The organism is Escherichia sp. WS1368 (genome assembly GCF_046487485.1).
In the GTDB taxonomy this organism is placed as follows: domain Bacteria; phylum Pseudomonadota; class Gammaproteobacteria; order Enterobacterales; family Enterobacteriaceae; genus Escherichia; species Escherichia coli.
This window is the reverse complement of sequence record NZ_JBJQJI010000024.1, coordinates 1-24,587: the sequence shown is the minus strand read 5'-3', so window position 1 is coordinate 24,587 and position 24,587 is coordinate 1. Positions and strand designations below refer to the sequence as shown.

Here is a 24,587-nt window from a genome sequence, read left to right as displayed (position 1 = left end):
AACCCACAACCAAAAACACACAACCCACACAATCACCCACACTTTAACCCACAAAAAAGACCACACCCCCATTGACAACCCACAAAACAACCCACATAATCACCCACACAAACGGCGAGCAAATTGCTTTAAATAAGGTATTATGCCAATGTAGGAGGTAGAGAGAGAGAGGAAATGTAACAAATGAAAAAGATCGAGAGTTTATTATCTCCAATATGCGAGGCTATAAACGAAACAAAATCGAAATCAAAGCAGGCTGTCTTCAATATGTATTTGCAAAATATACTTGAAGCAAAGAAATATTATACATGGGAGCAAATAGCTGATTACATAAACAACAACACCAAGACAGAACTAGCCCAAAAGACTTATATAAATATGACAGAGAGGGCTAAAAAAAGACAAAAATGCACTGAACCAAAAGAACAGGCAAAAACCATAGATGTAATTGATCAGAATGAAGCTAAAGGCGATGAACCGAGAGGGGGGGTAAAAGGTTTTTTTTCAAACATTAGTGAGAACAAAAAAGAAATAGAGCACGATCCAAGTGCTACGAATGAAAAATTCATAAATAAATATCTTTAAGTAAAGGAGCATTATAAATGAAAAACTCAATCAATTTCATCCTTCAGGGTAAAGGTGGTGTTGGAAAATCATTCGCGACCGCAATACTGGCACAATACTTTATTGATGAAAATCACATGGATAATATCGTAGTCGGTGACACAGACCCGGTTAATACAACTACGGTTAAAGTAAAAAGATTAAATGCAGATTTGATACAAATCACTGAAAACAGCAAAGTAATACAATCCAAATTCGATCCAATGTTCGAATCAATGCTGACCAATAGTCAGAATACTTTTGTTATTGACAATGGCGCATCTACATTTTTACCGTTAATTCAGTATTTCAATGATAACTGTGTTATGGACATGTTTGAAGATGTAGAACAAGACGTTTATATCCATACTGTTATCGTTGGTGGACAAGCTCTTGCGGATACCTTGCAGGGATTTGAAGAACTGAAAGAACTGGTTAAAGGAAGTAAGGTAAAACTTATTGTCTGGATAAATGAATTTCAGGGTATTCCAGCACTTGAAAATATCCCATTAATAGAAACTAAATTCATTGAAAAAAACAAGGATGTAATCGCTGGCGTTGTGGTTATTCAGGACAGAAAAAGTGATGCCTTTGCCTCTGACATCAAAGAGCTAACAGAAAAATCACTAACACTGAAAGAAGCTCTTGAGTCCGACCATTTTGGATTAATGGCTAAATCACGATTAAAACGAGTCTTCAATGACATTTACAAACAATTAGATAGCATCTATGACGATGAATACGGTGAATAATATGAGTACAGTTAATCAGCCAGAATTAAAACAGCCTGAAAAGGCTGTTTCCAGTGAAGATATTGATAATTTTATTGTTGATGTATTCAAGGAGACAGGGCATAAAATATCAAAAGACGATCCAGTTATTTCATTAATTTTTCTGAACCAAAAGATACAGGAAAAATTCAGCAATGAGTTACAAGCTAACTTCACTGCCCTGTCTGAGGGCTTCAGACAGGTCGTTTCATCTGTAGAAAATGACTATATTCAAAGATTCAAGAATATTGTTGAGACGTGCGGCGATCTGGATAATGAAATAAAAGAAAAAGTAGAAGAGGGAAAAAACGATCTAAAAGAAACAAGTATTGAGGTAAAAGAAAAATTAACAGATGATATTATTGAACTCATATCTGGAATTAAACGCAACCAGGAAAAAAACAACAAATTATATGAAGAAAAGTTGAAGTCATTATCTAAGACTGTAAAACCCTTCAGTACAAGAACAGCCATTGCAATTTGTGCCTTGTGCACATTATGCCTGTCTGCGGCATTTTCTGGCGCAACCTGGTATGTTGCACAACATGAAAAAGAGGCAAGCCTGCGCTTCTATGCAAGAGCTTTTCTTGATATGAAAAAAATAACTGAAGAGAGCATGAGAAAATTACCAAAATCAGACCAGCAAAATATAAAACTCAAACTAGACGAAATTGATTCAAGAAAACCATAGATATGAAAAGGAGTCACTAATGACAACTTTTACCGACGACGACAAGGGACTGATTAAAGAAATCAGAGAGCGAATCGGCAGCCTGGACGTGCGAGACAATATTGAACGCCGGGCTTATGAAATCGCACTGGCATCGCTGGAAGCTGGGGTTGTTGCATGGAGGTATCGTTACGTGAAAAAAGACGTTACGGACTCTCAGGGTAAAACGTGGGTTGGTGACTGGAAATACGTGCCGACAAAAGAAGACTGCAACGACAGGCCGAACTATGAAATTCAGGAACTCTACAACTTACCACCTGCGATAGCAGCACCAACAAGAGGACTGGTAAACGCAGTACGCTTCTACGATCAGGTAAAGCACACGAATCCTCCCGTCGAAACAGGGGCATGGAAAGACGCTATTGACTGGGTGCTCAAAGAGGCTTGCCAGGCTGTAAACATTGACGCCAAAGGAGAGTGAGATGACAACATTTACCGACGACGACAAGAAACTAATTAAAGAAATCAGGGAGCGAATCGGCAGCCTGGACGTGCGAGACAATATTGAGCGCCGGGCTTATGAAATTGCTCTGGCATCACTGGAAGCAGAAGCGCCAAATTTGCCTGGTGGTTTCACAATTGAAGAAGCAAAAGAATTACACGAAAATCTGGTAAAAAGTCACGTAAGCAAGGCTTTAAGTGGCGAAAAAATGAAAAAAGAAAATCGTGATGCCGATTTGCGCTGGATTCATGGCGTAATAGTTCAGGCCGCGTGGTTTGTGAAAGCATCACTAGGGCAGAATGCATAGTGCGTACCTGCTTTTCTCCTGGCAACGGTGGATCTTCCGCTTCCTCGTCACTCGCTCGCTATGCTCGGTCGCTAGACTGCGGCGAGCGGTTAGCTATCAAAAAAAATCCCCGCACAACGCGGGGATAGGTCATAAAAACACATACATTGCACTACAGTGTAGTATTCAATAAGCCTTACAATGTAAAGACAGAAACACCTTTACACTGTAAATATATGCCTGCGATATTCTTCAGCGTCCTCATGACCCGATAGCCGGACTACGGCATGTCTAATGTTAAATCGACATCAACCAAAAACCAGCTATCACAGTGCTTATAATTGGAGTGATCCGAATAAGTCAAACACCCTTCATCATGAATATCATCAACAGAATAAGCACCGCTTAATACCATATCTTCCACGATTGCCAATATCGCTTCACGCGCCATAGCGGGTATTTCTGCCTGAGAATCAGCCGCAGAAACACATCCAAAACCAAAACAATCAAAAGCCGGAACAGTGATGCCGTATGCAGTCTGATCATCTTTCGGTGTTTCGACACCAACAGAAAAAAACATGATTATCTCCACAGAAGGCAGTGATTTACAACGTGGTGCACTGTAAAGACACAAAGACCTTTACAATGTAAGCGAGAATTTTTTAAGCCTATTACAGAAAAATCATATAGTGTTTTACTATATGATACCTGATTGACACTTTTAACTGCACATCTCATTATTTACACCGTAAAGACAAACACAGCTTTACATTGTAAAGCCAGATGATTGAACACTCCGTCTCCCTGATAAGGAAAAAAAATGGCTCAAGCAACTCCAGAAAAGATACTGGCAATCATAGATGATCATGATCGCGCACAAAAAAAACAACGCAACAAAAACCTCTTAATTTATTTATGTCTCTGCTTAGCAATTATTGGAGTGGTCGCGTATTCCTTTATATCAAAGTTTCGTCTTGATGGTGTAGCCGTCCTTACAGTGCTTTTGGGCGTGTCCGCAATCGCATTTTTTCTACATTATGTGGAATCAGGGAAAGGCCAGATTCTTAGTAGTGACCGCATATTGTCCATACTCGATAAAACCAAAGATTACCCTGCAATTCGACGTAAAGTTGTTAATCGCTTGCTCTCCGGTTCAAAACTCACGGGTAAAGATGAAGAGTACATATTCAGTGAATTGAAAAAAGCTGAACAAAGCAACGAACGTGAAAAGAGATTGCAAGCAATTAAAGAGTATGCATCGTAATACACCGTAAAGCATTGTTTGTAAATACAACACACTACACCGTAATACCAAGAAACATCAACGCCTGCGAGCAACAAAAAGGGGCGATTAAGCCCCTGCGCGATGATGACTGACTTCTTTTTCCAGTGCCTTATTGACAAAGGCATTCAGCGACAAATCTTCTTCCATCGCCATTTCAGCGACCCGACGATGCAGCTCTGGATCAAGCCTGACGTTAAACACACCTTTAAAGGGCGTGTCAGGCTCCTTTCCGTCCTCCACACAGGACTGTAAATACAAATCAACCGATGTTTTAAATTCCCGTTCCAGGTCAGCCAATGTTTCTGCCTCATAAGTCACCAGATCACGAATAAATGCCAGCTTTCCATACAGGATATTATTTTCAAAATCCGGCTCAACCGTACCTAAATATCCTTTATATTTTAAATGTTTCATAAAACCCCAGCCTCTTTCAAGTTCTGTTTAATAGCTTTCAGCGTTCCACCTTTAATATAACTTTCTGGATGTGGGCGATGCATTAATATTGTGTGATTAATTTCAGCATTGAAAAATCGCACTCTTGATCCCTGCATTTCCTTTTTGACATATCCTAGAGAAGAAAACAAAACAACGAGTTCATCCCATTCAAACGTTTTTTTACTGTTTAAAAATTTTGCCAGTAGCTTATCTGCTTTCCCCATACGCTATAATCCCATCCCTTGCCAACATGCAACTAATTATAGTTACAAATAGCGTTGTTGTCAAAAGTCATCGGACAAATAGGAGGGTGAAAGAAAATACCAGGGAGCAGCGAAGCCACATACCCCTAAGCGCAGCGCAACCGCCGGAAAACGCACCACACTGTAAAGACAACGAATAAAATCTTTACAACGTAAAGCTAAATATGTAATACAACTCGCTTACACAATAAGAAAGGGAGAGCATGACACTCTCCCCATATATGAATTTATCCCGGTTATTTAAAACATTTCATACCCTTGCAGGTAGTTTAACCACCACCGGAATTGATCCCACTCCGTGCACGTCATTGCCGGAATTCTGGTTTCCCAGCCTTTGACAAGGGAGTCAGCAAGCTGTACGATCTGCCGCGTTGACATTTAAAAACCTCATTCAGTTTTGATTGTCGATAACGTGATCAGGTTGTTCCAGCAACCTGATCACACCTTTCATAATTTATTTTCCCCTTATACATCCGATATATTCTTTAAAACTCAAATACTCCTCGCCATTATTTAACGAGTCAAAATATTTTTCATATTCGTCCCGATAGAAAAGAATTAAATCAATATCACTCTGCTTAAGTTCACCAAACTGAGAAACAATTCCGGTCTTATAGTCACGAATTTTATTGTTATCCGTAAATATGACAACATACTGTTGTCCCGTATCCTTATGAATAAGAACAATCGTGCAAAGCGTTACTCGTTCGAATGTGAAAACATGATTCGTGGTTGAAGTGAATTTCATTTTAAATCTCCTGTCCGTTTGGACTTAAGAAGGAAAGGAGCCAATCCCCTTTCGATGAAACAATAATACATCTATTTAGATGTATTATCAAGATTTGTTGCCTGAAAACAGCAAGTTATTTGATGGTTTGCTCATTTTTTTATCCGCGCCAGCGGATAGAAGGGGCGAAAGAAAATACCAGGGAGCAGCGGGGCCACATCGCCCCGAAGCGCGGCGCAGCCGCTGACGAACATACCAGGATGCACAGGGCCATCCCTTCGCCCTGCAAAGCCAGAACAGACCAACAGGCTATGATCATGCTGATTTGCGCCGCAGAATGCCGCAGTTAGCGCGAGCGCCAGCGAGTTCACGCCGTCCTGGTGCATTGCAGCAGGGCGGGGCGCTGTACTGCGCGTGTGAGCGTCAGCGAGCTACGGGCGCAACAACACACCAGGCAAAATCGCAATTATGTAAAGTCGCCCTGTTACAAACACACACTGTGTAAAGACAAAGAACAATTACAATGTAAAGACAAATAAACCTTTACACTGTATATCTTAGATTTCTGCGTCGTGGTGTTTTTCTTCTCGCTCACGGTTCCTCCGGTGAGCGGGATTCAGCTTTTTTATGCAGGACGTATTCAGGGTGCTCCCCTGCAAGTAATAACAGGTACTCAAATTCACCTTTCGATAAATTAAGCTGGTTGTGGGTTTTAGCTTCTTTTTTCTGCCATGTACTTAAGCCTACGCCAAAAATCTCACCGCACTCTGTCTGGGTAAGGCCAATTTTTTTACGTAATTTCTTTATGTTTTCCGGTGTATTTTCAATAGTCATGCATCACTCTCCTTATATTCTTTCACCATAGTTAAGAGAATATTCTTATCAACAGGTCTTAAACCATTTTTTGTAAAGTCTATTGCCTCGACCTCACTTTCATTAAAAACCAGCTCACTTAACGTTCTCTTTGTTCTTTTTGTTTTTCCGTCAGTGAACTCCTTTGAATAACTGCTTATTTTTTTTACAAAATGGTATTTTTTATCAATCACTTCAAGATAATAAGTCAATCGCCCTTTGTTTTTTCTCATAACTGTTTCAAATATCCTGTAATTTTAACAAGTTGATCTATACTCAAACCCCTAATCTGCAAATCATAACGCTCGCCCTGCTCGGTGACTTTACCGTTCAATCCATTTTCAGCTTTAAAGCCTGTCAATGCCCCATACCAGCTTTCAAGCTGGACAAGTTGCGATAACATACCTTTCAGGATCAGAATTTCGTCCTTTTTTGCCGCCTGGCGTTTCTCATACTCAATCGCCTGTAACACCTCCTGCGAAGCATTTAGCAAAATTTTTCGCTCGATATTGGCTGCTATATCAACGGGATTCCGCTTCCTGGATAACGTACAAACATGATACGGACTACTCCAGGAACGACTATCCACACTCCCCACAACAGAAAATCGGTCTTTTTCCATCCGAATATGCACAGAGTAATTTTTAAACTGCGGTGACGTCAGTTTTATACGAGACGGACAATCATCAAGTTTGTTCACGCGCCAGCCGTTCCCCAGGATACGGCAGACAACTTCAAAGACAGGGTGATATTGTTCAAAAAAAGAGTTCATCTGTTTCCCTTTTTGCTACGTGGCTGCTGTTCCCGTCTTTTTGGGTTCGATGCCCCAAAAGACGGGCTGGTATGATATCGGGGGCTTCTCGCCCCCGTTCTGGTTACGCTCTGGTTTCCACGCGTTGCCACCCTGTCGCCCTGCGCTGTCCGGTTGTACCGTATTTTGCGCGGATTTCTTCTATCGTGTGTTCTTCACGATTCCAGTAACTTTTATGTTCGTCTGGACGATAAAACCATTGTTTTTTCTTTGCCGCCCATTTACACCCGATTTCTTTTAAAGTTTCCTTATGTGTAATAGTTTCTCCACTAATCCATACCCAGTTACCTATCACTTCAAATACCAGACCAGATAAACCAGAAAGAACGTTTAATACTTTTTCCAGGTCATCACCGTAATTATATCGTGCATGTTCATCAGCGCTCTGGAACTGATTTATTTTATCAATATTTGCCATCAAGACATCAAAAGCTGCATTTACCGCTTTCATCAGTTCAGCCCCTAACGGGTTACGATCTGGATGATATTTTAAAGCGGCTTTTCTGTATGCTGCTTTGATATCTTTTTCAGTTAATTCGCCGGATAATCCAAAAACGTTTAATGCTTCCTGGATATTCATTTTAAATCTCCTGTCCGTTTGGACTTAAGAAGGAAAGGAGCCAATCCCCTTTCGATGAAACAATAATACATCTATTTAGATGTATTATCAAGATTTATTTCCTGAAAACAGCAATTTACTTGATGATTTGCTCGTTTCTTAATCCGCGTCAGCGGATAGAAGGGGCGAAAGAAAATACCAGGGAGCAGCGGGGCCACATCGCCCCGAAGCGCGGCGCTGTACTGCGTGTGTGAGCGTCAGCGAGCTACGGGCGCAACATTACATTGCTGCATTAGCCCGGCATTCTCCACGCCCTGAAGGACGGAGTTTTACCCCATCATTCATACTAAAACCCCCTGGGTAAATACTACTACTATTAACATTTTTAACATGGTTGCAGGGGATACCCCCTGCAACTATTTTCTTAGTAGTATGATGTGAACTCGTGTTTTTCTTCCGGTGATCCTTTATATGCTGTTTCGAATTCCTCAATTTCAATTGCTGGCGTACTGTAATAATCACGCACTCGCCGTTTTAATGGCTCACCACAGAAATCATTAAGTAATGGGGTCTTATATCCGCTCATTGAATGAGTCCGATGAACTGAAGCGCGAATCTCCTGAACAGTTACGGTTTTTTTGCCATGAACAGAAATAACCTGGTAGAAATTAACGTTCGTTTGCTCATATCCCCAGGAAGATACAAACACATCGCCAACAGAAACAGTGCCGTTATTAAAAGTCAATGTTTTCATTTTAAATCTCCTGTCCGTTTGGACTTAAGAAGGAAAGGAGCCAATCCCCTTTCGATGAAATAATAATACATCTATTTAGATGTATTATCAAGATTTATTGCCTGAAAACAGCAATTTACTTGATGATTTGCTCATTTCTTAATCCGCGTCAGCGGATAGAAGGGGCGAAAGAAAATACCAGGGAGCAGCGGGGCCACATCGCCCCGAAGCGCGGCGCAGCCGCTGACGAACATACCAGGATGCACAGGGCCATCCCTTCACCCTGCAAAGCCCAACGGACTGACAGGCCATGATCATGCTGATTTGCGCCGCAGAATGCCGCAGTTAGCGCGAGCGCCAGCGAGTTTACGCCGTCCTGGTGCATTGCAGCAGGGCGGGGCGCTGTACTGCGCGTGTGAGCGTCAGCGAGCTACGGGCGCAACAACACACCAGGCAAAATCGCATCCTGAAAAGTTACCCTGTAACATACACACAATGTAAAGCGCAAAAAACAATTACATTGTAAAGACACAAACATCTTTACAACGTAACTATAATGAATACAATGTAAAGACAAATAAACCTTTACACTGTATATCCGAGGTTTCTATGGGGAGAGCATTACTTGTCGCATCAGATAAAGGCGGTGTAGGAAAAAGCACCACAGCAACAAACCTGGCTTCTTATCTGGTAAATAATTCACGAACGGTCATCATTCTGAAGACCGATAAAAACAATGATATTCTTAGCTGGAACGAAAAAAGAAAGCAGAATGGCTTATTACCGGTTCCTGTTTATGAAGAGTATGGCGATGTATCAGAAGTCATTAAGCGCCTGAAAAAAATATGTGAAGTGCTGATCATTGACTGTCCAGGGCATGACAGCAAGGAATTTCGCAGTGCCTTAACTGTAGCTGACATTCTGCTTACTCTCGTTAAGCCGTCTTCAGATTTCGAAGCAGAAACGCTGACTCATGTAACAGAAAAAGTTCGCACAGCTCAACAGATCAATCCAGACCTGCAACCCTGGGTACTTTTCACGAGAATTAACACGACAAAACCACGCCACAGAAAAGCAGCGATTGATCTCGACAAGTTACTCCGGGAGAACCCGGTGTGGATACAGCCACTTCGTACACGTATTTCAGATTTAGATATTTTTGAAGCGGCCTGTAATGAAGGCGCTGGCGTTCATGATGTACGTCGCGCATCCAGCCTTTCTACAGCTAAAGCACAAATAGAGCTTTTGGCGCAAGAGTTAGGCATCAATCCCTAATGGATGTAATACGACAGCTTTACATCATTAACTTTACACAGTAAAGCTAATGTAACACACGAAAGGTGATATAATGGCTCTTGACTTGAAAACTCCGGTAATACCAGGACAAAAAACAGAACAAACCAATGCAGACACAGCCCGATTCATCAATGAAGCTACCCGCAAAAAATCGGGAGCAACTAAAGTGACCAATGTCCGGCTTGGGGACGTTTACGAAGATATTCTGGAACGGGAAGCACTGCGAACAGGCCAGACAAAAACAGCAATAATGAAAGCGGCTCTTGCAGCTTACGAACACGGCCTGGACGAAAACGGAAAAAATCACTGGATTCTACAGTCAGCCAGGCTGAAATGATAAAGCCCTTCGGGGCTTTATCCCTTACGTTTTAATTGTTTCTTCTCGCTGGCTTTCTTACGGGCATCGAGAACCAGTTGCGCATAAGTTGCGTGTGCTTTTTTTACTGTACCAGCAGGTTTCCCGTAAAGGTCGTAACGTGTTGCGCCTGGTACAGTACAATTCTGAAGATATTGCCACCGGAACGTCATCACCTGAACCGCACAATTCCACTCTTCAATCGTCAGATCCACATCCGGGTTATCCGCCAGGTATTTCTCAACGTCCTGGAGAATCCCGCTTTTCAGGGGCAAGTTCTTTTTTTCGTCTGTCCATAGTTCAGGAAAAACAGCACGAACTTTATTGAAACACTTTTCAAAATATTCTTTCGGATATTTTGGGGGAAAAGTGATTTGTTTTTTCAAATACCAGGGCTGAGGCTGCTTTTTACGTGTTTTCTCTGCTACAGCATCTTTCTTCTGTACTTTCTTGTTTTCATTAACTGCTGATTTTTGTACTTCCTGCGGCTTTTCATTCACCACAGGATTTTCTGGCATGACCAGAACGCGGCGTTTTTTGACCACAATCACGGGTGTTTTTTTGGGCTGCATACTCGCCTCAATAATTGCTGTCATATTGACTAATTATACCATATTCACCAGTTAATATCCTGAAAATACATGGAAAAAGGGGGTATCCGTACAGAATACCCCCTTTGTAAAGGCGCTTAATGCCAGAACCACATCATCCCCAAAAAGGCGGGCTTTCGCCCGCCTCCGGGTTGCTACTTACCGCCGGATTCGTAAGCCATGCTTGCCGTAACCTCCCTGTATCCGTCCTTCAGCCGGATTTCGCACAGGCGATTCCGGGTCAGGAGTGTGAATATTAACAACGTGCAGCACACGATTAATACGCACCAGATAAGGGCGTTTCCCGGTAGTTTCATGGCCTTCTTCTCCTTGCGTAACGCGCGGTAAGAGGCTATCCTGATGTTGTTCAAGCATTGGGATCGCCTCGTGGGTTAATGAAAAATTAACTACGGGGCTTTCTTCTTTCTGCCGCACAACAAGATACAAACCACCTTTTCGCCATGAGGCAGAAAGCCTCAAGCGCCAACAACATTATATATCGACCAGAAACTTGAAAATACATGGTATTGCGTAAAGGGCGGTAAAAGTCTATCCTGGTGTTGTTGAAGCATTGGGATCGCCTCGTGGGTTAATGAAAAATTAACTACGGGGCTTTCTTTTTTCTGCCAGACAACAGGATACAGTGCGCCTTATATCCCCGTCCTTCAGGGCGTGGAGGATGTCAAATATTGACCAGGAATTAAATTCCCAGCTTTCGGCGTGGACTATACAGTGTGTGATTCACCACGATGAATCCTTTGTTGATCCACTGTGTTACCTGCGCAGGTTGAACTCCGGTCAGCCTGGCGAACGATGCCTGATTCCCCCGATAGAACTTGTTGATGTATTCAATCAAAGGCATTTTTTAATTCTCCGAAACAACGCAAAATCATATAGTAATTTACTATATGATTTTTATTTCGCAAGTGATTAACTCATCGGATTTCTTTGTAGTTAACGAAACGTTAAATTTAGTTTGTGCCTGGATTGACATCCTCCCCCACCTTCGCACTTCGTGACTCAGGAGGGGGATTCCCATTAGTGGGTGACGGCTGATTGCTCAGCCTCTGGTTCCTGCTTCAACGGGCGGCCTGACTGCACCATCCCTCCACAGGCAAGCACGGCGTGCCCCGCCGCTAAAATGTTACGAGCGCCGTTTACATCGGCGTTCGCTGTATATCCACATACCTGACACACAAATTTACTTTGTGACAGGCGATTTTCTTTCGCAGTATGACCACAGCACGCGCAACGCTGGCTAGTGTACGCTGGCGGAACAGCAAGCACCTGACCGCCACGCCAGAGCTGCTTGTACTCAAGCTGGCGGCGCATTTCATACCAGCCCTGATCCAGTATCGAACGGTTTAAACCTGATTTTGCCCGGACATTGCGCCCCGGCTGGCTGACCGTACCCGCTGCTGACTTTGACATGTTGCTGACCTTCAAATCCTCAATGACTATCATTGCGTGGTTTTTGCTGACGGTCGTTGTGACTTTGTGAAGGTAGTCCCTGCGGATATTTGCAATACGGGAATGCAGTTGCTGTATTTTGCGTTTCTGCTTCTGCCAGTTGTTGCTGAATTTGACCTTGCGGCTTAACTGACGCTGGAGTCTCGCCAGCTTCTTCTGGTTTTTCTGAAAACTGTTTACAGGCTCAAAGACTGTGCCATCTGACAGCGTGGCAAGTTTAGCCACGCCAGCATCCAGCCCGACTATCGTTGTGCTTGTGTGATTTGGTTCTGCCGTTTCAATTTCAACCTGAAACGAGATATACCACTGTCCCGCTAACTGACTGATTGTCGCATTTTTGATTTTACCGTTCACACGTTGAGATTGCCGGAATTTTACCCACCCAAGACCTGACGGTAGCTTCACTCTGCGATTTTCAAGGCAGCAATATTTCTCAAAGTTCACAAAACGGATTGAGTCTCTGCCCTCATTTTTTCGTTTCCATACCGGAGCCTTAGCTGCGAGCTTTTTATCAAAACAACGTTTCCATGCGGTATGCAGGTCTTTCAGCTTTTGTTGCAGATTGTCGGTATAAGCATCCTGTAAGAAGATGTATTCCGGCATTTTTTTCCACACCGTAATCATCCGGTTCAACTCGAAAGCCGAAGGTAGCTTTTCGCCTGAGCCAAGTATGCGCTTTGTCTCCGCAAGACCTAAATTCCAGACAAAACGGGCGCAACCACATAACTGCCGCAAACGCTGCGACTGCTCATGCGTTGGTTCCAGTCTGAATTTGTAGGCTTTCAGGATTAGCATCATCATTCAGTGTGTAGTAGATTTGCTTACAATATTACTGCTTTTACGGCCAACCTCAATGCAAAAATATAAAATCAATCGTTCAAGACATGCTGCCTTCCTTTTGCATGTTCATCTTGTCTTTGTAACAAAATACCGTCGAAAGATACTGGGAGAGTTACACTGTGCAGCATTCCATCAGTATGCAGCAGAAGTCTGCCGTGATTTTGGGGCAGAACTTAAAGAAAGTAACGGAGACGTCGATCATGTCCACATGCTGATCGAATACCCACCAACAGTGCAACTTTCGGTACTGGTTAACTCACTGAAAGCAGTGACATCCCGCCGTCTGCGAAATGAATTTCTTGATTTGCGGGGGGCATACGGAAAAGCCGTGCTCTGGTCGAGGTCATACTTTGCTGGCTCCTGCGGAGGTGCGCCGCTGGAAGTTGTGAAGCAATACATTCAACATCAGCGTGGCTGATCACCTTTCGGGCTTTTCAAGCCCGTCCAAATTCCCCTCCCGCCTTATGTCGGCGGGAGTACCCTTTGGAAGTTAAGATGGCACGCAAGAAGCACACTAGCATTATTATTTTGATCAAAACGCTATTTCCCCCGTCATTGGGGGGCTTTCTTTTTTGATGCCGCGCCAGCGGCATGGAAGGCGGCACTCCGTTGTTACATATGATACTGGAGTAAAACCGCCGAAGCCCGGCGTAAGCCGGTACTGATTGATAGGTTTCACCTTACCTATCCCCATCCTGCTAAGCCATACCCGCTTTCAGCCATGAAATAGCTTTTGTGCGCGGTCGGAGTGGTCCCGACAAGGGTTTACCCGCAGTCGGGGCGTATCTCCGCGTTAGCGGGCCGCCAGGACCGCTTACGAGCGTGTACTTGGTACTTCCAGCCAGAAGACTGACAGCCATGTGATTTCTTAGTTACAACATCCATTATTGAAAGCGATGTTGTTCCCGCCCTTCGGGCGGGGGCGGCGGCGCTTTTCAGTGATGGGTTGGGCGCTGTGGCTGAGTATTTGCAGCGTTTTTTTGTAAGAGGGTTGGAGGGGCTTTGTTTTTCATTAGGCAGAAGTCCATATGCCCGCCGCGAAGCGGTGGGAGGTACTTTTATATTCTGAGCGGCGCGGCGTTAGCCGCTGCAAGCGAAGGCATTTTTGTAATTATCCACAGTTGTTTCAAAGATAAATATTTTCCCTGCGGCGAAGCAACGCAGGGGATTAAAGAACAGGGGTTAAGAATATATTGCGGGTTTGATGTTCTATGTTTGCTGCTTTCTGAAGCTATTCCTTTGCGGGTTTTTGTGGATAACCGAAGGCGTTTTTACTCCGATACCCTATTGCGGCCATCAAAAAACTGTCAGAGCGGGACAAAATGAAAAACGGTCGTCAAATATGAGGAATTTCATGAAATGCAGGCAACACGAAAAGCCCCGAAGGGGCTGAAGAGAGTGCCGATTGTATCAGGCAGCTAAACTAGTGGGGTGGCGAAGCTGTCAGAGCCAGTTCAAGCTGACGTAGATCTCTGGCTACCAGTTGCTCTAATCTTTCTTTAGTGCACCAGTACGCTTCGTCCGGCGGCATACGCTTCAGAATAAACCGCGCAATTTCGTTTCGCTGTTCATCATACGGCAGTTTTGCCAGGCGATTAGCACGTTTGCGCTCCGCTGCTTTCTTACGTCGGGACTTGATGGCATCGAGAGAACGCTGCGCATACCAGCGTTTACGAGCCGAGTGAACAGAGATTTCTTCGCCCTCGCGGATAACGCCTTCTTTAATCAATTGCAGACGGATTTCACTTTCTGCAAGGCGTTTACGTTGCTGTTCCTGAAGTTTCACCAGATCAACTCCCAGCATTTTCCAGCCAGTTTCGGTGATCCAGACGTATTTCGGCAGTCGCTGGCGGGATTCACGGTCCCATATCGTCTTTTCTGACGTTCCCAACGTGCCAAAGGAAACCTGCTCTGCCAGCAGACGGGAAAGGCGCGATACTGTGACTGCGGTTTCAGGAATCACGTCTCCCTTACTGTCTTTTGGGCTTATTTCTTCTGCCAGGCGGGAGACAGACATGCCGACAGTGTGCAATCCACGATCACAAAAACTCACAAGTACAACCCATATTGCGTCAAGCAGCCGCTGTTTTTCCGGTCGGAATTTATATTTGCGACCGACACTCTGACGTTTCAGTACATAAAATGGATGCAACGACATGTGCATTCTGAGTGTGTTCTGACCAGTGACCGGGTCTTTTTTAACGAGACGATTGTAAGCGTGGCCCAACTGTCCGCCCAGCGCCTTATAGTTGTCGGGACGGAACCAGGCTGGATTCTCACACTTTGGCTTAGTGGAATGTTCACCCCGGCGACGTTTTGTTGTTCCGCCTTTGTTTTCCTGGAGGACCAGGAATGAGCTTTCAATACCCGCTTCGTAGTCCTGCCAGAAACGGACCTGCTCTTCCGGTGATAGTTCAGACCAGTGACGTTTGCTAATCACAGCAAGCTGCACTTAGCTTGCACTGTAAGAGTTGATATTTCCTTCTCATGGAATTAAACTCCATCTCAGGTAACAAGCATACCTGAAATAAATAAGCTCAAGGCTCTGCCTTGATGTCAGCCCCCGCTAATCTGCGCTCCCTGGAAAAGACGAGATTACGGGGGTTTTCTTTATCTGAAATTTACGTTCTCGAACAAAATTTCAGCACCTCGTTTTCTGCATTTACAAATCGCGGAAAACTTGCCTGCAAATTTAGCAGCATGGGCGCAATCGATCAACGATGTTCAAGCCTGGCTCGTTTCCTTTTTGATTCAACACACATCTCTGACAGCTTCAAAATCGTTTTCAGAACAGCTAGTGAAGCCCCTTCTTTACTGACGTTCCCCATACAAAACCTTACAAAATCAGAAATTCAGAATTTTGTATATTCAAAAAAGTTTTTTTGACTACATACACCCACTCACACGATCGAATAAACCACGCAAACAGTATTATCTAGATTTTTAGATCGTACACCATTTAACAAACAGAATATTATTCTGTTTTTTAGATATTATACAGATCATTAGATCGCTCTTCTGGCATTGACAGGTTTTAAATGTCGCACACACAATACTATCCAGATGATTGTAAAAAGCGCGTTCATCGCGTTTTTTGTGCTCATTGCCTGGAAAATGAGCACTCTTTGACGCCCGTTAGAACGCTTGTCATCTCATGCTCTTTAACAACCCCGGACAGCGGTCATTGCCTAAAGCCCTGGCATAAGGAGGTTATTATTCGTGCATTTCAAGCACCGCTGGCATCTGTCAGCAACGGGCTACGTAACAGAGTGACGTGCCGCGCCATCTACACAGGTAACGACTCTTTATCCGCAAATATCATTCTGCATACTTAAACCCCCTTATTTGGTGAACTCGCGTTGAGTTAATCTCACTCACTCTCTCCCTGAGCAAGTCGTACAGGCTGCAACGCAGAAGTACACCAGATTTGCCAGTCTCCACTCCAGGTAAGGGGGTTTAGCTATGCATGATGATGAACAATCAGATAAAGAGCCTGTAGTGAGTGGCTGCAACTTTTCATAATTAGCTTATGACGCTGTATTCCGGGGATGTTTCTATTTCAGACAAACAACCGGGAGAAAATATGGCGCGTAAGTTAAAAATTAATCCTGTCATTCCTGAATGTGTGGCAGATTTGAAAGGATATCCACTCTATATCATCGTTGCTTATTGGGGATTAAGAAATAATAAAACGCTCACAACAACGGATGTTAGCCGTAATTTCCTTATTACACAGCAACAATCTTATGATGTGCTTACCTACATTTACCAGGAAGCACAGAAGCAGATAACAGCAACTAAACGAACACTATTTAACGAGCACAAAAGAAGAATTAGTGCGTTCAGGATTCTTGATATTGACAAAGGCATATTGCGCACCCCAAAAAAAGAGATTGCATATGCCAGCTACGACAATATACCAACTGTCACAATGAAAAGTACCCGTTGTGAGATCCAGGATAGTTTTACAGAACTGCGCCGCTGGATGTGTTCAAGAAAGACAGGTGATCGAGTGGAGGTATTTTTGAATGCCTAAGTACCAAATAAACGCAACCATCAAAAAACCAGGTGGTGGCCCCGTGAAATGGACTCATTACAGCGACTTCCCTATGACCGCTGAAGAATGCAGAAAAAACTTCTCAAAAGAAAAAGAAGCAGGAAAGTGTTTTTCTGTTGATGTTCATATTTCAGATTTCATTTGCAAAGAGATACCTCCACAAAATGCAGGAAATACATATGGCTGATTTTGGTTCCACTAAAAAAACAGTGACATTTGAAGAATGGCACGAGCTATTAATGGATTACGCAGAGTTACGCGGTGGAAATGCCGCCGATGCGGAAGCATGGCGTGGTGATTATGAAGCAGGAAAAACTCCGGTTGAAGCATATTGTGATGAATGGGGAGAGGATTAATCATGATTGACGCTATAATTACGCCAATAGTTACATCTATTCCGTTACTCTTATTAATTTTAGTCGCGCTGATATTCGTTAAATCTGCCGTCAAAATCGTGCCGCAAGGTAATGCCTGGACAGTGGAACGCTTTGGTAAATATACCCATACGCTTTCCCCCGGTCTTCACTTCCTGATCCCGTTTATGGACCGCATAGGTCAACGGATCAACATGATGGAAACCGTCCTGGATATTCCTAAACAGGAAGTTATTTCGAAAGACAATGCAAACGTAACTATCGATGCTGTTTGTTTTATCCAGGTCATTGATGCAGCGAAGGCAGCTTATGAAGTCGATAATCTTGCATCAGCTATTTCAAATCTTGTCATGACCAATATCCGAACTGTCGTTGGTGGAATGAATCTCGACGATATGCTTTCTCAACGTGACAGCATCAATTCTAAGCTGTTAACGGTTGTCGATTATGCAACTGATCCGTGGGGAATTAAGGTCACACGTATTGAAATTCGGGATGTTAAACCACCAGAAGAACTGACTAAGGCGATGAACGCGCAAATGAAAGCGGAACGTACTAAGCGTGCCCAGATTCTGGAAGCGGAAGGTATACGCCAGTCACAAATTCTGAAGGCGGAAGGAGAAAAACAGTCTCAAATACTGAAAGCGGAAGGGGAACGGCAATCAGCGTTTCTTCAGTCTGAAGCACGCGAACGTCAGGCAGAAGCGGAAGCTCGCGCAACAAAACTGGTGTCGGATGCAATCGCTGAAGGTGACGTTCAGTCTGTTAATTACTTTATTGCGCAAAAATACACTGAAGCACTCCAGGCAATTGGCACAGCATCAAACAGTAAACTGGTTATGATGCCGCTTGATTCAAGTAGCCTGGTGAGTTCGGTTGCAGGTATCAGTGAACTGCTAAAAAACGTATCACAGGATACTCACAAAGTTGATATGAAACAGGCTCAACAATATTTGTCTTAAAACAGATAGCGGACGGTGACAATATTGTTTTAATCACCGTCCTCATATTCATATTCACGAATGAGCAAATCATTTAAATGAAAACTTATGGGTTCATCCTTCTTATTTTACATATAATCCCTATGGGGGCATGGAGCTTTCTTCTTTTTATTACAAAAGATGAGAACAAAGGAGAAAAAATACTAAACCACATCGCATCAATATTTCCATTATGGCTGAACTTCGGAGGGGTGATGATAGCGATGGCTCTGCTGCCCCTGTTAATATGGAGTTTTAATGGCATATTCTTTGGCTTCTTTCTGCTAATTTATGCATTTGGCGTTTATAACTACCTTCATCTTCTTTATTCAATTTCTCCCTTTTATCATGGAGATTAGCCATGTTATGGTTTACACTGTTTCTTCTGTGTATTGCACTTGAAATTATAACCGGAACAGGATGGTTACTCTTAATCAGTCTTGGTGCATTATCAAGCGCCATTGTGGGCTTTTTTCTTCCGATATCACAAGAAGCCAATATATGCTTCTTTGCATCAATCAGCATACTGGCGTCGATAATTAAGTTCCTCTATGACAAAAAACATAAGAAATTAGATACTCTCCTGGTGAACACAGGGCATTCACGTTTTAAAGGAAAAGAATTTACTCTCAGTGACGATATTGTGAACGGCAAGGGGCAATTACTTATTGGTGATACATTCTGGCCTGTTGAGACGTTACACAATGAAAACTACCCTGCGGGAACAAGAGTTATTGTTACAGACATGCAAGGAATAACTCTTAAAGTAATGACCATCGAAGACAAGAGTGAAAACAAGGAATAAATCATGCATCTTTCGTTGTTAATTCCGCTTACAGGAGCAGCGATGAATGCACTATGTATTTTTATTATCAGACTTCTGGATAAGGATTTTATTGAAGTCTATAAAAAAACGCTAAAAAAAATTACTGCATTACATATTTTATTGATGGTGTTAAGTGTCACAGGAATAGTATGAGGAAAATTCTATGCGAAACGCAAATGAAGGAATTTCTCTTGCAGCTATTGTAGCTAAAGAAACAACAACAGGTAAATGGAATGGTACTGGTGGGGGTATTGGTTTAGGTACTGGTGGTATTGGCTTATTCATCGGAGGTGTTTCTGGTTCTAAACAAGAGCAGACACAAAGGGCAAAAAACTTTGAATCGCCTAAAGAGGAAGAATACAGTCTATTAAATGTATACGGTTCGATAATAAAAGTTCTAGTTTTTGGCGTGCTATTTGGTTTATCTGCCCGTTTATTTACATTTTTATCAGACACTGTTTCTGATTTTGCTGAACCAGTAACAACCACCACAGCCACAGGAAAGATTCAATCTATTCTGGATGGCATGGCAGAAATGGTAAGCATTTTAGGCACCGTTGTCCCTTTTTTAGTAATTATTTTAGGCACCGTTATCCCTTTTTTAGTAATTATCATAGCAATGATCTGGTTTCTGTTTTTCAGCAGCAAACGAGAAAAAGAAGAGTTAACTCGAGTTGAACGTGAAGCTGCTAAAACAAAACTCCGTATAGATGTCTATCACCGTTTACGTTACGTTGAAAGCGATCATGTCGTTTTTGACCCGATTACAGGCCGGGAGGTTCCGGCAGAACGGGCGTGTATTAATAAACTTATTGAGGCACTTGTTGATGAAAGCAACGACATCTCAAAAAGAAATTGACGAACTTCTGAATGCAATAAAAACAGGACATTCAAAATTCATTCTATCAATACCCGTACATACTACCCATCCAATGGCCCATAAAATAATGAAGCCTTACTTCAGGAGAACAGGACCGCTTCTGTATTCAGATAGTATATTCAGGATTTGAAGAAAGTATTTATTTATATAGGGCATACAAAAATGAGTGCTTTTATTAAGCTGGCATCTGTTCTGGCGTTATTTATTAGCCCGGTTGTGGTTGCAATAGCAGGAGAACAATCTCACTGTACAAAAATCAACGAATACCCTTTCATCGTCACTCAATGCGACGACGGAACTGTGACAGTGGTGAATGTGATAAATAACCGTGTATCTGTGTGCCGTAAAGGGGAATCATGCAAAGAAATAAAATTATAACTCTGGACACATTACATGACTCAAGCAAAAGCTAATCTGAGAAAACTTCGCCGTGCACGTTATGTCCCCCCTCGAACAGTAAAGAAAAGCATAGCGAATACAGAACGTGTCGTTTCAAAAGCAATTACCGGCTGTGGTGTCTTCCGTGATATACCACAAGTAAAAATCAATCTCATCGAAACAAGGAAAATTTTACAAATCGAACTGGCTTTATCCATTGCTAACTTATCTGAGGCGAATCCAATTGAGATACGAAAAAAAATCAAAAGCATTGACCGACAATTATCTTCAACCTCAAAAATCAGAACTACATTATGAAAAAAAACGACGATTTAATCACTTTACCATCTCATAACAGCCACGCTCTCGATTACATCATTAAAAAAGCGTTTACACCACGTAAAACCAAAACATCGACAGCGACCCACAACGTTTATAGTTACAATAAAGAAGAATCCACATTAAATTTCCAAAAAATTGGAGAAGCAATTTTTTTCGGCACAGACCTGGTAATTAAGCTGAAGCCAAATATTAGTGCCTCTGGTGAACTCTTCATCTGCCAGAAGGACTAAGCTATGAACATTGTTTCAGAATTTCTTGAGAAAGTAACAACCATTGTTGAATCCACAGCGGCGACGAACGCCGCTAAGGTCGCACAGGCAATATCTCCTACATTCTTTGCGGCTATAGCCTTATACGTTATTTATCTAATATATGAAATCACGTATGCCCAACGTGACGTCCTGATGAGCGAGGTGACTAAGAATATCGGTGCATTCGCCCTGGTTGGTGCATTCACTTATTCAGCACCTTATTACAGTGAGTTTGTGATTCCGTTTGTCATGCACGCAGGCTCCGACCTTTCTGCTGCTGTAACGGGTAATTCAAGCTCTGCAACCAGTGTTGATAATTTGTGGAATATGCTTTCAACGAGTTTAAACGATTATAAGATTAAAGCATTAGATGCTCTAGATTGGAGTGACCTCGGAGATCTAATAAATGTGCATATCGTTTGGCTCATCGGTTATGGGGGCGGATTACTACTTATCTATTACACAGCTATTTTCTTATGCCTATCCACATTCATGGTTGGCATTCTCTTATCCGCCGGAATTTTGTTTATTTGCTTTTCCCTGTTTGCTTCAACAAGAAATATGTTTACAGCATGGGTGGGGAGTTGTCTTAACTACATTCTACTTAATCTTTTTTACAGTATATCCTTCAGTTTCGTTATCAGTTTTGTGGAGCAAACCGTCCCGTCAAGCGGAAATATAACCCTCACAACAGTGATTTATTTCTTTATGGTCATTGTTATCTCTGTATTCCTTGTAGAACAGGTTGGCACGCTCTGTTCTACATTAACAGGTGGGGTAGGTATAAATGGCCTTACATCAGCCGCTAATGGCTTTGGAGGTAAGGTTGCATCCGGTTTTATGCGAGCATCAGGGCTTCGCGCTTTCGCAGGAGGTTTCTCCAAACAAATGTCAATGCCATTTTACCAGGCTGGACGGGGCGCTGCCAAATCATTGCAGGGACGAACCCCGAGGTCTGGAAATATAATTAAACCGGGGTGATTAACATGAAAAATAAAGTCCTGTCCGTTCTCTTTGCTGGAATAATTACCGTAACATCACCATCAATCTTTGCATCTGGTATTCCAGTAGTAGACGTTACAGCGATAGCTAAAACAGTTGAAGAAGGGCTAAATCGTGCCGCTGAAGCGGCAAGACAGCTTGAGCAACTCAAGCAACAATATGAACAGACCATAAGATACGCTGAAGAACAGAAGAAAAGACTCGAAGGCTTCACTGATTTCAGCAATGGCTTTGATAGCGCATCCAGCTATATGAAGGATTCTCTATCAACAATAACAAATAGTGCAAAATCAGATCTTAGCTCTTTGCGATCGCAATATGACTTATCAAGCAACGTTGCAGAGACGCAACAAAAATATGATGCAATCCTGGCTAAGATCAAATTCTATGAAAACTTCAACAATGAAATACAGGAAAGGGCTAAGAGATTAACCACGTTACAGAAGGAGTTCGCGTCAGCAGATACTCCGCAAAAAAAAGCTGACTTATCTAACCAATTGAATACAGAAAAATTGACAATGGAGCTACAATTGAAGCAATATGATATTGCAGAGAGACAGCTTGAAGCTGAACGCAAAGCTCAAAAAGAAGTATATGTTCGCCAATTGAGAGAGACATTTAGGTGATGAACAAGTCACGAAATGTAATTATTGCATCATCCATGCTATTTGCAGTATTCATGTTAGCAGGATGTAAAGAAAAAGTTTACGCTGTTGAATACTATACAAGCAACCCAGCCGAAGCTGCTAAAACCATTGAGCAGTGCAGAAAAGGCGAAATTACAGACCAGAATTGTGATAATGCTCGCACGGCATTAGAGCAGATAAAAAAAGAAGAGTATAAGAAGAAATTGAGAGAGACATTTAGGTGATGAACAAGTCACGATTAGATTAATATGAGTAAGCGAAACAATAATAAAACCCGCCTCGCGCGGGTTTTATCTTGCGTAAAGATTTATAAAACCTCCACTACCAAGCATTACTCTATGGCTTGCCTGTGGTTTGCATTAGCAAAAATTGTTTCATTTATTACTTCATGAAGTTTTATTTTCTTCGCTTGTTCAGATGTGACTGGATAAAACACACCACCTGGTTCATCAAACATCATAAAGTCTCCCTGCATTGATTTACAATGACAACAATGATTCGCGTAGTAGGTCATTTTCGCTGTTTTACTATAGGCTGGATAATATAACTTAGAATGCTTATTGATTATTGATAACGCAGAAGATGATATCCTTCTTACGTTGGATAAAATAGCCCATGCTTTTGGATTGGTTAACCACTGATAAATTATATTTTTCTTTGAATCAAAATATACCATCCCTCGTGGAGAAGATGTTTCATACCATTTATCTAATATGCGACCTTCCCATTCAGCAGGTTTAACCCCACAAACAACATCTCTATAACTAAACCAACGAGGCAAAAAAACACCAAAAACAGGAGTTATTTTCTTACAGCGCCAACATGACTGGTAACTTTCCGCAATATAAAAACGTTGAGAAAAAATATTGTAATCATGTTCGTTTAATTCTTTTATCCACTGAATAAAATAAATTGGATTTTTCCCCTGTGGAACAAACCATTTCCGTTGTTCTTGATCCCATTGCGCCCCTTTTTGTTTGGCTAACTCCTTTTCTTCAAAAGGTACATTTAAATAAAACCGCGCCATAACCAACTTAACTCCAGTATTCTGTTCTGATGATGCAACAGGATAGATATCAAAACTAAACAAAGAGTGCAATTCCGCCTTTAATGGCTCATTCATACCCGCCTCGTGCGGGTTTTCTTTTGCCTGAAATATGGAGGAACACCATGAAATCCATCATTTTATCGATGGTTGCCGCCACCGCATTACTGTCAGGCTGCGCGGATAGCAAAACACAACCAGTACCTGAGTCACCGTTAACCTCAAATGACCACCAGATAACGTTGAAAATTGATACCGTGCGAACAGACCTGCCGGACAGTTCTCCTGTTTGTTTGAATGGTATGAATATATACGAAAGTCTGAGCGAGCGGCATCCAGGCTTGTTTGCCAAAAATCAGAACGTGATTTTCCGTAGTGCATTCTTTGATGACGGTCAGGCGATATCCTCCGAAACAATCCGCAAAATAATGCAGAGTACCCCGTGCGTTGAATCACAAACAACATCTGCCGGAAGCTGGGAACCTGCCACGGAACTGATCCCCCGTCAGGCAATATCCGGTGACACTACACTGGCTGAAAAAGATCGGACTGCTGGCTTCACAATGCGGATAGCACCGGAGATTGAGCGTGGAAATTTCCACCTGCTACTCACAACCACTGACCCGATACGGAAACTGACTGTCAAGCTAGACTGGCCCCATGAATCTCCAGACAACCAATATCACTTAAATAAGTGATAGTCTTAATACTAGTTTTTAGACTAGTCATTGGAGAGCAGATGATTGATGTCTTAGGAC

36 protein-coding genes and 4 pseudogenes are annotated in these 24,587 nt (G+C 42.5%); 23 read left to right on the top strand and 17 right to left on the bottom strand.

Features of this window, described 5'->3' with window-relative positions; all coding sequences use genetic code 11:
• Window positions 1-183: 183 nt before the first annotated feature.
• From ACJHYD_RS22785 to ACJHYD_RS22765, 5 genes and pseudogenes are all read left to right on the top strand, one after another.
• Window positions 184-585, top strand: coding sequence for a hypothetical protein (locus ACJHYD_RS22785; protein WP_021575837.1), 402 nt, complete (start codon window positions 184-186; stop codon window positions 583-585).
• Between the two features lie 17 nt (window positions 586-602).
• Entirely contained in the window at window positions 603-1,355 is a 753-nt protein-coding gene (locus ACJHYD_RS22780; RefSeq protein ID WP_000797967.1) for a conjugal transfer protein TraL, read from the top strand.
• 1 nt (window position 1,356) lies between these two features.
• The gene (locus tag ACJHYD_RS22775) at window positions 1,357-2,064 is read left to right on the top strand and encodes a hypothetical protein (protein WP_063084541.1); all 708 of its coding nucleotides are present in this window, start codon (window positions 1,357-1,359) and stop codon (window positions 2,062-2,064) included.
• Between the two features lie 19 nt (window positions 2,065-2,083).
• Window positions 2,084-2,224 (top strand): annotated as a pseudogene (locus ACJHYD_RS22770) (hypothetical protein); the annotation flags it as partial.
• Between the two features lie 301 nt (window positions 2,225-2,525).
• Window positions 2,526-2,852 carry a hypothetical protein gene (locus ACJHYD_RS22765; RefSeq protein WP_000206697.1) on the top strand — a complete coding sequence of 109 codons (327 nt, stop codon included), beginning with the start codon at window positions 2,526-2,528 and terminating at the stop codon, window positions 2,850-2,852.
• Window positions 2,853-3,126: 274 nt separating this feature from the next.
• Here the strand turns inward: ACJHYD_RS22765 and ACJHYD_RS22760 are convergent.
• Window positions 3,127-3,411 (bottom strand): annotated as a pseudogene (locus ACJHYD_RS22760) (type II toxin-antitoxin system HicB family antitoxin); the annotation flags it as partial.
• A 240-nt stretch (window positions 3,412-3,651) separates the two neighbouring features.
• On the opposite strand from ACJHYD_RS22760, the gene ACJHYD_RS22755 reads away from it, so the two are divergent.
• The gene (locus ACJHYD_RS22755) at window positions 3,652-4,095 is read left to right on the top strand and encodes a hypothetical protein (RefSeq protein WP_023223351.1); all 444 of its coding nucleotides are present in this window, start codon (window positions 3,652-3,654) and stop codon (window positions 4,093-4,095) included.
• A gap of 87 nt (window positions 4,096-4,182) precedes the next feature.
• On the opposite strand, the gene ACJHYD_RS22750 is transcribed toward ACJHYD_RS22755, so the two are convergent.
• From ACJHYD_RS22750 to ACJHYD_RS22710, 9 genes are all read right to left on the bottom strand, one after another.
• Window positions 4,183-4,530, bottom strand: coding sequence for a type II toxin-antitoxin system HicB family antitoxin (locus ACJHYD_RS22750; RefSeq protein WP_000681609.1), 348 nt, complete (start codon window positions 4,528-4,530; stop codon window positions 4,183-4,185).
• A complete protein-coding gene (locus ACJHYD_RS22745) occupies window positions 4,527-4,775 on the bottom strand; it encodes a type II toxin-antitoxin system HicA family toxin (RefSeq protein ID WP_000513532.1) in 249 nt (82 codons plus the stop codon). The genes ACJHYD_RS22750 and ACJHYD_RS22745 overlap by 4 nt, the downstream gene beginning before the upstream one ends.
• A 493-nt stretch (window positions 4,776-5,268) precedes the next feature.
• On the bottom strand, window positions 5,269-5,562 hold the full coding sequence (locus tag ACJHYD_RS22740) for a hypothetical protein (protein ID WP_000673428.1): 294 nt from the start codon (window positions 5,560-5,562) through the stop codon (window positions 5,269-5,271).
• 131 nt (window positions 5,563-5,693) lie between these two features.
• The gene (locus ACJHYD_RS22735; RefSeq protein WP_154101533.1) at window positions 5,694-5,912 is read right to left on the bottom strand and encodes a hypothetical protein; all 219 of its coding nucleotides are present in this window, start codon (window positions 5,910-5,912) and stop codon (window positions 5,694-5,696) included.
• A 220-nt stretch (window positions 5,913-6,132) separates the two neighbouring features.
• On the bottom strand, window positions 6,133-6,375 hold the full coding sequence (locus ACJHYD_RS22730; protein ID WP_000151456.1) for a hypothetical protein: 243 nt from the start codon (window positions 6,373-6,375) through the stop codon (window positions 6,133-6,135).
• Window positions 6,372-6,626, bottom strand: coding sequence for a hypothetical protein (locus ACJHYD_RS22725; RefSeq protein ID WP_001230709.1), 255 nt, complete (start codon window positions 6,624-6,626; stop codon window positions 6,372-6,374). Before ACJHYD_RS22725 ends, ACJHYD_RS22730 begins: the two co-directional genes overlap by 4 nt.
• A complete protein-coding gene (locus ACJHYD_RS22720; protein ID WP_001083904.1) occupies window positions 6,623-7,165 on the bottom strand; it encodes a hypothetical protein in 543 nt (180 codons plus the stop codon). The genes ACJHYD_RS22725 and ACJHYD_RS22720 overlap by 4 nt, the downstream gene beginning before the upstream one ends.
• A 103-nt stretch (window positions 7,166-7,268) precedes the next feature.
• The gene (locus ACJHYD_RS22715; protein WP_001025393.1) at window positions 7,269-7,784 is read right to left on the bottom strand and encodes a J domain-containing protein; all 516 of its coding nucleotides are present in this window, start codon (window positions 7,782-7,784) and stop codon (window positions 7,269-7,271) included.
• Between the two features lie 403 nt (window positions 7,785-8,187).
• On the bottom strand, window positions 8,188-8,517 hold the full coding sequence (locus ACJHYD_RS22710; RefSeq protein ID WP_000855119.1) for a hypothetical protein: 330 nt from the start codon (window positions 8,515-8,517) through the stop codon (window positions 8,188-8,190).
• 588 nt (window positions 8,518-9,105) lie between these two features.
• Here ACJHYD_RS22710 and ACJHYD_RS22705 point away from each other — a divergent pair.
• Both ACJHYD_RS22705 and ACJHYD_RS22700 read left to right on the top strand, forming a co-directional pair.
• Window positions 9,106-9,771, top strand: coding sequence for a division plane positioning ATPase MipZ (locus tag ACJHYD_RS22705; protein WP_000532148.1), 666 nt, complete (start codon window positions 9,106-9,108; stop codon window positions 9,769-9,771).
• A gap of 73 nt (window positions 9,772-9,844) precedes the next feature.
• Window positions 9,845-10,129, top strand: a complete 285-nt coding sequence (locus ACJHYD_RS22700) for a hypothetical protein (protein WP_001162371.1) — start codon at window positions 9,845-9,847, stop codon at window positions 10,127-10,129.
• A gap of 17 nt (window positions 10,130-10,146) precedes the next feature.
• Here ACJHYD_RS22700 and ACJHYD_RS22695 read toward each other — a convergent pair whose 3' ends face one another.
• From ACJHYD_RS22695 to ACJHYD_RS22680, 4 genes and pseudogenes are all read right to left on the bottom strand, one after another.
• A complete protein-coding gene (locus tag ACJHYD_RS22695; RefSeq protein WP_000125165.1) occupies window positions 10,147-10,743 on the bottom strand; it encodes a ProQ/FINO family protein in 597 nt (198 codons plus the stop codon).
• Between the two features lie 149 nt (window positions 10,744-10,892).
• Window positions 10,893-11,015, bottom strand: coding sequence for a type I toxin-antitoxin system Hok family toxin (locus tag ACJHYD_RS22690; protein WP_223170659.1), 123 nt, complete (start codon window positions 11,013-11,015; stop codon window positions 10,893-10,895).
• Window positions 10,960-11,112, bottom strand: a pseudogene (locus ACJHYD_RS22685) (DUF5431 family protein); the annotation flags it as partial. The pseudogene ACJHYD_RS22685 and the gene ACJHYD_RS22690, both read right to left, overlap by 56 nt.
• A 663-nt stretch (window positions 11,113-11,775) precedes the next feature.
• Window positions 11,776-13,002, bottom strand: a complete 1,227-nt coding sequence (locus tag ACJHYD_RS22680; RefSeq protein ID WP_001672025.1) for an RNA-guided endonuclease InsQ/TnpB family protein — start codon at window positions 13,000-13,002, stop codon at window positions 11,776-11,778.
• A gap of 58 nt (window positions 13,003-13,060) precedes the next feature.
• Between ACJHYD_RS22680 and tnpA the strand changes: the two genes are divergently transcribed.
• Entirely contained in the window at window positions 13,061-13,465 is a 405-nt protein-coding gene (gene tnpA, locus ACJHYD_RS22675) for an IS200/IS605 family transposase (RefSeq protein WP_001175008.1), read from the top strand.
• Window positions 13,466-13,579: 114 nt separating this feature from the next.
• Here tnpA and ACJHYD_RS22670 read toward each other — a convergent pair.
• Together ACJHYD_RS22670 and repA are read right to left on the bottom strand one after the other, a co-directional pair.
• A pseudogene (locus ACJHYD_RS22670) lies at window positions 13,580-13,770 on the bottom strand (hypothetical protein).
• Between the two features lie 700 nt (window positions 13,771-14,470).
• Entirely contained in the window at window positions 14,471-15,499 is a 1,029-nt protein-coding gene (gene repA, locus ACJHYD_RS22665; RefSeq protein WP_001175212.1) for a plasmid replication initiator RepA, read from the bottom strand.
• Between the two features lie 1,131 nt (window positions 15,500-16,630).
• On the opposite strand from repA, the gene ACJHYD_RS22660 reads away from it, so the two are divergent.
• The 13 genes from ACJHYD_RS22660 to ACJHYD_RS22600 all read left to right on the top strand — a co-directional run bounded on the left by ACJHYD_RS22660 (window position 16,631) and on the right by ACJHYD_RS22600 (window position 23,008).
• Entirely contained in the window at window positions 16,631-17,083 is a 453-nt protein-coding gene (locus ACJHYD_RS22660) for a CaiF/GrlA family transcriptional regulator (protein ID WP_000101552.1), read from the top strand.
• Window positions 17,076-17,291, top strand: a complete 216-nt coding sequence (locus tag ACJHYD_RS22655) for a DUF1187 family protein (protein WP_001127357.1) — start codon at window positions 17,076-17,078, stop codon at window positions 17,289-17,291. The genes ACJHYD_RS22660 and ACJHYD_RS22655 overlap by 8 nt, the downstream gene beginning before the upstream one ends.
• Window positions 17,284-17,460 carry a hypothetical protein gene (locus tag ACJHYD_RS22650; protein ID WP_045146385.1) on the top strand — a complete coding sequence of 59 codons (177 nt, stop codon included), beginning with the start codon at window positions 17,284-17,286 and terminating at the stop codon, window positions 17,458-17,460. Before ACJHYD_RS22655 ends, ACJHYD_RS22650 begins: the two co-directional genes overlap by 8 nt.
• 2 nt (window positions 17,461-17,462) lie before the next feature.
• Window positions 17,463-18,440 carry an SPFH domain-containing protein gene (locus ACJHYD_RS22645; protein WP_063084540.1) on the top strand — a complete coding sequence of 326 codons (978 nt, stop codon included), beginning with the start codon at window positions 17,463-17,465 and terminating at the stop codon, window positions 18,438-18,440.
• Window positions 18,441-18,819: 379 nt separating this feature from the next.
• Window positions 18,820-19,263 carry an NfeD family protein gene (locus tag ACJHYD_RS22640; RefSeq protein ID WP_000964333.1) on the top strand — a complete coding sequence of 148 codons (444 nt, stop codon included), beginning with the start codon at window positions 18,820-18,822 and terminating at the stop codon, window positions 19,261-19,263.
• Window positions 19,264-19,266: 3 nt separating this feature from the next.
• Window positions 19,267-19,437, top strand: a complete 171-nt coding sequence (locus tag ACJHYD_RS22635; RefSeq protein ID WP_000550721.1) for a hypothetical protein — start codon at window positions 19,267-19,269, stop codon at window positions 19,435-19,437.
• Window positions 19,438-19,447: 10 nt separating this feature from the next.
• The gene (locus tag ACJHYD_RS22630) at window positions 19,448-20,143 is read left to right on the top strand and encodes a yhbB protein (RefSeq protein ID WP_021503155.1); all 696 of its coding nucleotides are present in this window, start codon (window positions 19,448-19,450) and stop codon (window positions 20,141-20,143) included.
• Window positions 20,144-20,326: 183 nt separating this feature from the next.
• Entirely contained in the window at window positions 20,327-20,542 is a 216-nt protein-coding gene (locus tag ACJHYD_RS22625) for a hypothetical protein (RefSeq protein WP_021503156.1), read from the top strand.
• Window positions 20,543-20,557: 15 nt separating this feature from the next.
• Window positions 20,558-20,860: a hypothetical protein gene (locus tag ACJHYD_RS22620; protein ID WP_001360345.1), complete on the top strand. Its 303-nt coding sequence runs from the start codon at window positions 20,558-20,560 to the stop codon at window positions 20,858-20,860.
• A complete protein-coding gene (locus ACJHYD_RS22615; RefSeq protein ID WP_000739144.1) occupies window positions 20,857-21,114 on the top strand; it encodes a hypothetical protein in 258 nt (85 codons plus the stop codon). Before ACJHYD_RS22620 ends, ACJHYD_RS22615 begins: the two co-directional genes overlap by 4 nt.
• Before the next feature lie 3 nt (window positions 21,115-21,117).
• Window positions 21,118-22,116 carry a type IV secretion system protein gene (locus tag ACJHYD_RS22610; protein ID WP_063084539.1) on the top strand — a complete coding sequence of 333 codons (999 nt, stop codon included), beginning with the start codon at window positions 21,118-21,120 and terminating at the stop codon, window positions 22,114-22,116.
• A 5-nt stretch (window positions 22,117-22,121) separates the two neighbouring features.
• A complete protein-coding gene (locus tag ACJHYD_RS22605; protein WP_062897948.1) occupies window positions 22,122-22,763 on the top strand; it encodes a type IV secretion system protein in 642 nt (213 codons plus the stop codon).
• The gene (locus ACJHYD_RS22600; protein ID WP_063080371.1) at window positions 22,763-23,008 is read left to right on the top strand and encodes an EexN family lipoprotein; all 246 of its coding nucleotides are present in this window, start codon (window positions 22,763-22,765) and stop codon (window positions 23,006-23,008) included. Before ACJHYD_RS22605 ends, ACJHYD_RS22600 begins: the two co-directional genes overlap by 1 nt.
• A gap of 107 nt (window positions 23,009-23,115) precedes the next feature.
• On the opposite strand, the gene ACJHYD_RS22595 is transcribed toward ACJHYD_RS22600, so the two are convergent.
• Window positions 23,116-23,907: a DUF5710 domain-containing protein gene (locus tag ACJHYD_RS22595; protein ID WP_226102801.1), complete on the bottom strand. Its 792-nt coding sequence runs from the start codon at window positions 23,905-23,907 to the stop codon at window positions 23,116-23,118.
• A 47-nt stretch (window positions 23,908-23,954) separates the two neighbouring features.
• On the opposite strand from ACJHYD_RS22595, the gene ACJHYD_RS22590 reads away from it, so the two are divergent.
• Window positions 23,955-24,527 (top strand): hypothetical protein, encoded by a 573-nt coding sequence (locus ACJHYD_RS22590; RefSeq protein WP_410228832.1) that lies wholly within the window; start codon window positions 23,955-23,957, stop codon window positions 24,525-24,527.
• The last annotated feature ends 60 nt before the right edge of the window (window positions 24,528-24,587 follow it).

Excerpts from the sequence above, each read along its gene's own strand:
- ACJHYD_RS22785 (WP_021575837.1), top strand. The coding sequence starts at position 184 with ATGAAAAAGATCGAGAGTTTATTATCTCCAATATGCGAGGCTATAAAC.
- ACJHYD_RS22780 (WP_000797967.1), top strand. The coding sequence starts at position 603 with ATGAAAAACTCAATCAATTTCATCCTTCAGGGTAAAGGTGGTGTTGGA.
- ACJHYD_RS22775 (WP_063084541.1), top strand. The coding sequence starts at position 1,357 with ATGAGTACAGTTAATCAGCCAGAATTAAAACAGCCTGAAAAGGCTGTT.
- ACJHYD_RS22765 (WP_000206697.1), top strand. The coding sequence starts at position 2,526 with ATGACAACATTTACCGACGACGACAAGAAACTAATTAAAGAAATCAGG.
- ACJHYD_RS22755 (WP_023223351.1), top strand. The coding sequence starts at position 3,652 with ATGGCTCAAGCAACTCCAGAAAAGATACTGGCAATCATAGATGATCAT.
- ACJHYD_RS22750 (WP_000681609.1), bottom strand. The coding sequence starts at position 4,530 with ATGAAACATTTAAAATATAAAGGATATTTAGGTACGGTTGAGCCGGAT.
- ACJHYD_RS22745 (WP_000513532.1), bottom strand. The coding sequence starts at position 4,775 with ATGGGGAAAGCAGATAAGCTACTGGCAAAATTTTTAAACAGTAAAAAA.
- ACJHYD_RS22740 (WP_000673428.1), bottom strand. The coding sequence starts at position 5,562 with ATGAAATTCACTTCAACCACGAATCATGTTTTCACATTCGAACGAGTA.
- ACJHYD_RS22730 (WP_000151456.1), bottom strand. The coding sequence starts at position 6,375 with ATGACTATTGAAAATACACCGGAAAACATAAAGAAATTACGTAAAAAA.
- ACJHYD_RS22725 (WP_001230709.1), bottom strand. The coding sequence starts at position 6,626 with ATGAGAAAAAACAAAGGGCGATTGACTTATTATCTTGAAGTGATTGAT.
- ACJHYD_RS22720 (WP_001083904.1), bottom strand. The coding sequence starts at position 7,165 with ATGAACTCTTTTTTTGAACAATATCACCCTGTCTTTGAAGTTGTCTGC.
- ACJHYD_RS22715 (WP_001025393.1), bottom strand. The coding sequence starts at position 7,784 with ATGAATATCCAGGAAGCATTAAACGTTTTTGGATTATCCGGCGAATTA.
- ACJHYD_RS22710 (WP_000855119.1), bottom strand. The coding sequence starts at position 8,517 with ATGAAAACATTGACTTTTAATAACGGCACTGTTTCTGTTGGCGATGTG.
- ACJHYD_RS22705 (WP_000532148.1), top strand. The coding sequence starts at position 9,106 with ATGGGGAGAGCATTACTTGTCGCATCAGATAAAGGCGGTGTAGGAAAA.
- ACJHYD_RS22700 (WP_001162371.1), top strand. The coding sequence starts at position 9,845 with ATGGCTCTTGACTTGAAAACTCCGGTAATACCAGGACAAAAAACAGAA.
- ACJHYD_RS22695 (WP_000125165.1), bottom strand. The coding sequence starts at position 10,743 with ATGACAGCAATTATTGAGGCGAGTATGCAGCCCAAAAAAACACCCGTG.
- ACJHYD_RS22680 (WP_001672025.1), bottom strand. The coding sequence starts at position 13,002 with ATGCTAATCCTGAAAGCCTACAAATTCAGACTGGAACCAACGCATGAG.
- tnpA (WP_001175008.1), top strand. The coding sequence starts at position 13,061 with ATGCAAAAATATAAAATCAATCGTTCAAGACATGCTGCCTTCCTTTTG.
- ACJHYD_RS22660 (WP_000101552.1), top strand. The coding sequence starts at position 16,631 with ATGGCGCGTAAGTTAAAAATTAATCCTGTCATTCCTGAATGTGTGGCA.
- ACJHYD_RS22655 (WP_001127357.1), top strand. The coding sequence starts at position 17,076 with ATGCCTAAGTACCAAATAAACGCAACCATCAAAAAACCAGGTGGTGGC.
- ACJHYD_RS22650 (WP_045146385.1), top strand. The coding sequence starts at position 17,284 with ATGGCTGATTTTGGTTCCACTAAAAAAACAGTGACATTTGAAGAATGG.
- ACJHYD_RS22645 (WP_063084540.1), top strand. The coding sequence starts at position 17,463 with ATGATTGACGCTATAATTACGCCAATAGTTACATCTATTCCGTTACTC.
- ACJHYD_RS22640 (WP_000964333.1), top strand. The coding sequence starts at position 18,820 with ATGTTATGGTTTACACTGTTTCTTCTGTGTATTGCACTTGAAATTATA.
- ACJHYD_RS22635 (WP_000550721.1), top strand. The coding sequence starts at position 19,267 with ATGCATCTTTCGTTGTTAATTCCGCTTACAGGAGCAGCGATGAATGCA.
- ACJHYD_RS22630 (WP_021503155.1), top strand. The coding sequence starts at position 19,448 with ATGCGAAACGCAAATGAAGGAATTTCTCTTGCAGCTATTGTAGCTAAA.
- ACJHYD_RS22625 (WP_021503156.1), top strand. The coding sequence starts at position 20,327 with ATGAGTGCTTTTATTAAGCTGGCATCTGTTCTGGCGTTATTTATTAGC.
- ACJHYD_RS22620 (WP_001360345.1), top strand. The coding sequence starts at position 20,558 with ATGACTCAAGCAAAAGCTAATCTGAGAAAACTTCGCCGTGCACGTTAT.
- ACJHYD_RS22615 (WP_000739144.1), top strand. The coding sequence starts at position 20,857 with ATGAAAAAAAACGACGATTTAATCACTTTACCATCTCATAACAGCCAC.
- ACJHYD_RS22610 (WP_063084539.1), top strand. The coding sequence starts at position 21,118 with ATGAACATTGTTTCAGAATTTCTTGAGAAAGTAACAACCATTGTTGAA.
- ACJHYD_RS22605 (WP_062897948.1), top strand. The coding sequence starts at position 22,122 with ATGAAAAATAAAGTCCTGTCCGTTCTCTTTGCTGGAATAATTACCGTA.
- ACJHYD_RS22600 (WP_063080371.1), top strand. The coding sequence starts at position 22,763 with ATGAACAAGTCACGAAATGTAATTATTGCATCATCCATGCTATTTGCA.
- ACJHYD_RS22595 (WP_226102801.1), bottom strand. The coding sequence starts at position 23,907 with ATGAATGAGCCATTAAAGGCGGAATTGCACTCTTTGTTTAGTTTTGAT.
- ACJHYD_RS22590 (WP_410228832.1), top strand. The coding sequence starts at position 23,955 with ATGAAATCCATCATTTTATCGATGGTTGCCGCCACCGCATTACTGTCA.